The organism is Mesorhizobium sp. B2-3-11, from assembly GCF_006442215.1.
In the GTDB taxonomy this organism is placed as follows: domain Bacteria; phylum Pseudomonadota; class Alphaproteobacteria; order Rhizobiales; family Rhizobiaceae; genus Mesorhizobium; species Mesorhizobium salmacidum.
Genome location: NZ_VFVS01000002.1, coordinates 247501 through 252500 on the forward strand (window position 1 = coordinate 247501; position 5000 = coordinate 252500).

Consider the following 5000-nt stretch of genomic DNA (forward strand, 5'->3'; position numbering starts at 1 on the left):
ACTTCGCTTTGAAAAACTGGCGTCCCCAAAACGGCCACCGAACGCGCCCGAGCGGCTTTCAACGCCGATTCTCCAGCAATTTCAGCACCTGCTCGCCCTCGACCGCGAAGGCAATGCTGATCCACCGCCGGCAGCCAACAATCCGCAGCCCAGGCATGATCGCGATCCGCTCAGCGCCTCGCAGTGGAAAAGTCGACAAGCCCAGACAATGATCGCGGATACCAGTGATAAAATTCCACACAATCGTCGGCGACGCCCCGTTCGGCCATGTCGTCATGGAATTTTCGAGTTCGGCTTGTGCCACGGGATGAAAGACAATCGGTATCCCATTCCCAACTGGCTTTCGCCTGCTTCGCGCGATGGCGTGCTTCAAGCTCGGAAGAGACCGTTTCGGCTGGAGTTCCCTTCGTCGAATCCTGCTGGAGCTCGGCCAGACGCGCGGGAATTTTCTCGCACAGCCACTTTCCCCTTCCGCCTCGAAATCCTCGAGTATGCGCAGGCCGGCACGGGCAACCTCAGTGGCATTGTTGTAGCGGCCGAACTCGAGCTGCTTCCTGATGAAGCTCTCACAGTGCCCGTTCAAAGCGCAGTTGGGCATGGCGACCTCCTGGGGGAGATCATGCGCGAGCGTCATTGATGACAATAAATAGCGATAGCTGGCAATCCACTGCCGATTCGGCGACGCTTCATCATCATGACCCGCCAAGCGGCATCGCCTCGGTCCCGATTCGGCGGAATTGGACTACCGATTGGGGCAGCACCACGCGATCGAGGGTCTCGGTGCGAGCGGAGGCCGCAGATCCTGTTATTCACCATCCAAAGCGTGTGAGGAAGCCGGCTGAATAGAGCCCAACCGGCTAATCTGTTCATGCTCGGCGACCAATCGATCTTGAACCTGACCATCCCTCCATGGTCTCCACTGATTTGATTTTTGTCCGCGGCATCGGCGTCGCCTCTTTTGCGGGCCCTGAACAGGATTGGATCGACGCTCCATGGTGATTCGCATACGCAACGGTCCGCCGACTTGGAGCCTGGCGGCTGTCTTTTTGATTTGGTTTTGGGGGGAGGATTTGATTTTTGTCCGGGTCGCCGACTTGGTCTGCTTGGGGCGGTCAGGCAGGATCCAAGGCGGCGCTTATCCGAATGCAAAACGGCCCGCCAAGCTTTGAGCCTGGCGGGCCGTACAGGGTAAGTTTGGTTGCGGGGACAGGATTTGAACCTGTGACCTTCAGGTTATGAGCCTGACGAGCTACCGGGCTGCTCCACCCCGCGCCACCACCGCGATCGCCGCTGTACTTTGGCGACTGCGGTATTCTGTATCCACCAAATGAAAGGGCCGCTTAGAGCGGCCCGGGATCCCTTGGCGGGCTTTTATGCATGTCGCCCAAAAGTGTTAGCGGTTTTGGGGCAACGACATGCATCGAACAAAGCAATGAGAAGATTTCTCTGTCATCCGGTTGGATGTGAGTTTGAACGTGCGTTTAGCAGACCTGGCAGCGACCTACTCTCCCGCGTCTTGAGACGAAGTACCATCAGCGCTGGAGCGTTTCACGGCCGAGTTCGGAATGGGATCGGGTGCAGCCGCTCCGCCATAACCACCAGGTCGGCAAAACGCACGTTATTTCGAGAAGCTGGTTTGAGCGAATAGCCATAGAGAGGAGCGAATAGGGGACCTATTTTGTGCTTTCTCGGAGCTTTTCGCTGGTCTTTTTTGTGCCTGGTCGTTCTTGGCCTGACGCCTTTCGAAGCGAAGCTTCGCAAGGTCGACCGACCGTCGGCGCCGATGCGCCGCACCCACGTAGCGCCGCCCGCAGGGCGGAACAAGCGTGAGTGAGAACAGACCATTTGATTTCGTCAAATGGATATTAGGAATGAGAACGATCAAGCCGATCGAACTATTAGTACCGGTAAGCTTCAAGCGTTGCCGCTCTTCCACACCCGGCCTATCAACGTGGTCGTCTTCCACGGTTCTCAGGGAATACTCGTTTTAAGGTGGGTTTCCCGCTTAGATGCCTTCAGCGGTTATCCCGTCCGGATATAGCTACCCTGCTATGCGGCTGGCGCCACAACAGGTCCACCAGAGATCCGTCCATCCCGGTCCTCTCGTACTAGGGACAGATCCTTTCAATATTCCTACACCCACGGCAGATAGGGACCGAACTGTCTCACGACGTTCTGAACCCAACTCACGTACCGCTTTAAATGGCGAACAGCCATACCCTTGGGACCTGCTCCAGCCCCAGGATGCGATGAGTCGACATCGAGGTGCCAAACAACCCCGTCGATATGGACTCTTGGGGGTCATCAGCCTGTTATCCCCGGCGTACCTTTTATCCGTTGAGCGATGGCCCTTCCACGCGGGACCACCGGATCACTATGACCGACTTTCGTCTCTGCTCGACTTGTCAGTCTCGCAGTCAGGCAGGCTTATGCCATTGCACTCAGCGAACGATTTCCGACCGTTCTGAGCCCACCATCGCGCGCCTCCGTTACTCTTTAGGAGGCGACCGCCCCAGTCAAACTACCCACCATACATTGTCCCGGACCCGGATAACGGGCCGCGGTTAGACATCCATAGTAATAAGGGTGGTATTTCAAGGATGGCTCCACCTGAGCTGGCGCCCAGGTTTCAAAGCCTACCACCTATCCTACACATGCCACTACGAATGCCAATGTAAAGCTATAGTAAAGGTGCACGGGGTCTTTCCGTCTAACCGCAGGAACCCCGCATCTTCACGGGGAATTCAATTTCACTGAGTCTATGCTGGAGACAGCGGGGAAGTCGTTACGCCATTCGTGCAGGTCGGAACTTACCCGACAAGGAATTTCGCTACCTTAGGACCGTTATAGTTACGGCCGCCGTTTACTGGGGCTTCGATTCAGAGCTTGCACCCCTCCTCTTAACCTTCCAGCACCGGGCAGGCGTCAGACCCTATACGTCGTCTTGCGACTTCGCAGAGCCCTGTGTTTTTGATAAACAGTCGCTACCCCCTGGTCTGTGCCACCCTCCTCTACTTGCGTAGAAAAGGGTCACGCTTCTTCCGAAGTTACGCGTGCAATTTGCCGAGTTCCTTCAGCATAGTTCTCTCAAGCGCCTTGGTATACTCTACCAGACCACCAGTGTCGGTTTCGGGTACGGTTTATAAGGAGGAGCTATTTCCTGGAACCACGCAGCAGCCCGTTCAATCCGATAAGATTGGACTACCTCAATGATCCGTCACTACCTCCAAGCCCACGAATATTAACGTGGTTCCCATCGACTACGCGTTTCCGCCTCGTCTTAGGGGCCGGCTAACCCTGCTCAGATTAGCTTTAAGCAGGAACCCTTGGTCTTTCGGCGGGGGAGTCTCTCACTCCCCTTACGTTACTCATGTCAGCATTCGCACTTCTGATACCTCCACCACCCCTCACGGGTATGGCTTCATCAGCTTACAGAACGCTCCGCTACCGCTTGGCCCTTGCGGACCAAACCCTAAGCTTCGGTGTATGGCTTTAGCCCCGTTACATTTTCGGCGCAAAGACCCTTATTTAGACCAGTGAGCTGTTACGCTTTCTTTAAATGATGGCTGCTTCTAAGCCAACATCCTGGTTGTTTTGGGATCCTCACATCCTTTCCCACTTAGCCATAACTTGGGGACCTTAGCTGTAGGTCAGGGTTGTTTCCCTTTTCACGACGGACGTTAGCACCCGCCGTGTGTCTGCCGACTAGTACTCCCAGGTATTCGGAGTTTGGTTAGGTTTGGTAATCCGGTGAGGACCCCTAGCCCATCCAGTGCTCTACCCCCTGGGGTATTCGGTCGACGCTCTACCTAAATAGATTTCGCGGAGAACCAGCTATTTCCGAGTTTGATTGGCCTTTCACCCCTAGCCACAAGTCATCCCGAACTATTGCAACAGTTATGGGTTCGGTCCTCCAGTAAGTGTTACCTTACCTTCAACCTGCTCATGGCTAGATCACTCGGTTTCGGGTCTAATGCGACGAACTGAACGCCCTGTTCAGACTCGCTTTCGCTGCGCCTACACCTAGCGGTTTAAGCTTGCTCGTCACACTAAGTCGCTGACCCATTATACAAAAGGTACGTGGTCACCCAGGACGAACCTTGGGCTTCCACTGTTTGTAGGCAATCGGTTTCAGGTACTCTTTCACTCCCCTTGTCGGGGTGCTTTTCACCTTTCCCTCACGGTACTAGTTCGCTATCGGTCATGCACGAGTACTTAGGCTTGGAGGGTGGTCCCCCCAATTTCAGACAGGATTTCACGTGTCCCGCCTTACTCGAGGACGATTGATTGCATTACGCGTACGGGGCTGTCACCCACTATGGCCCTACTTTCCAGAAGGTTCCGCTTGTCTCTCAATCGCCACTGGCCTGGTCCGGGTTCGCTCGCCACTACTTCCGGAGTCTCGGTTGATGTCCTTTCCTACGGGTACTTAGATGTTTCAGTTCCCCGCGTTCGCCACTTTATCCCTATGTATTCAGGATAAGTTACCTATATCTGATACTTGGAAACCACAGCAGCACCAGCGCAATCTCGAAGAGATTGTCGCTCATGCTACTCTGATTTTCCAAGCACCTTAGGTGGGTTTCCCCATTCGGAAATCTACGGATCAAAGGGTATTCGCACCTCCCCGTAGCTTATCGCAGCGTATCACGTCCTTCATCGCCTGTGCATGCCAAGGCATCCACCAATTGCCCTTAAGACACTTGATCGTTCTCATTGCCAATATCCACCGCGCAATCCGAAGGATTGTCGCTTCAGCCAAACCCTTGCGGGGTCAGCATCCGCGCAATCCCGAAGGGATTGTCGCCACGCGATCTCGAAGAGATCGTCGCGTCAGCCAAATCCTGTGCAGGATCCGGCTTGATGTCATTGGCACAAAAAGACCAGCTTCTCGAGATCGGTTCGAGGGTGCGGTTAGGCAAACCCATCATATGCAAGGGATTGAGCGTCCCTTGCGACAAATCATGACCCTTGCGGCTCATGAAGTTCGAACAAATCTT

General features: G+C 54.8%; 1 protein-coding gene, 1 tRNA gene, 2 rRNA genes and 1 pseudogene. All 5 read right to left on the reverse strand.

The features are described from left to right. Positions 1-338: 338 nt before the first annotated feature. A pseudogene (locus FJ960_RS04645) lies at positions 339-598 on the reverse strand (type II toxin-antitoxin system ParD family antitoxin); the annotation flags it as partial. 597 nt (positions 599-1195) lie between these two features. Next, positions 1196-1272: transfer RNA gene (locus FJ960_RS04650), tRNA-Met, on the reverse strand. A 216-nt stretch (positions 1273-1488) separates the two neighbouring features. Further along, a 5S ribosomal RNA gene (rrf, locus tag FJ960_RS04655) occupies positions 1489-1603 on the reverse strand. 274 nt (positions 1604-1877) lie between these two features. After that, positions 1878-4709, reverse strand: a 23S ribosomal RNA gene (locus FJ960_RS04660). 45 nt (positions 4710-4754) lie between these two features. Next, a complete protein-coding gene (locus FJ960_RS04665; protein WP_140712182.1) occupies positions 4755-4982 on the reverse strand; it encodes a hypothetical protein in 228 nt (75 codons plus the stop codon). Between the last annotated feature and the right edge of the window lie 18 nt (positions 4983-5000).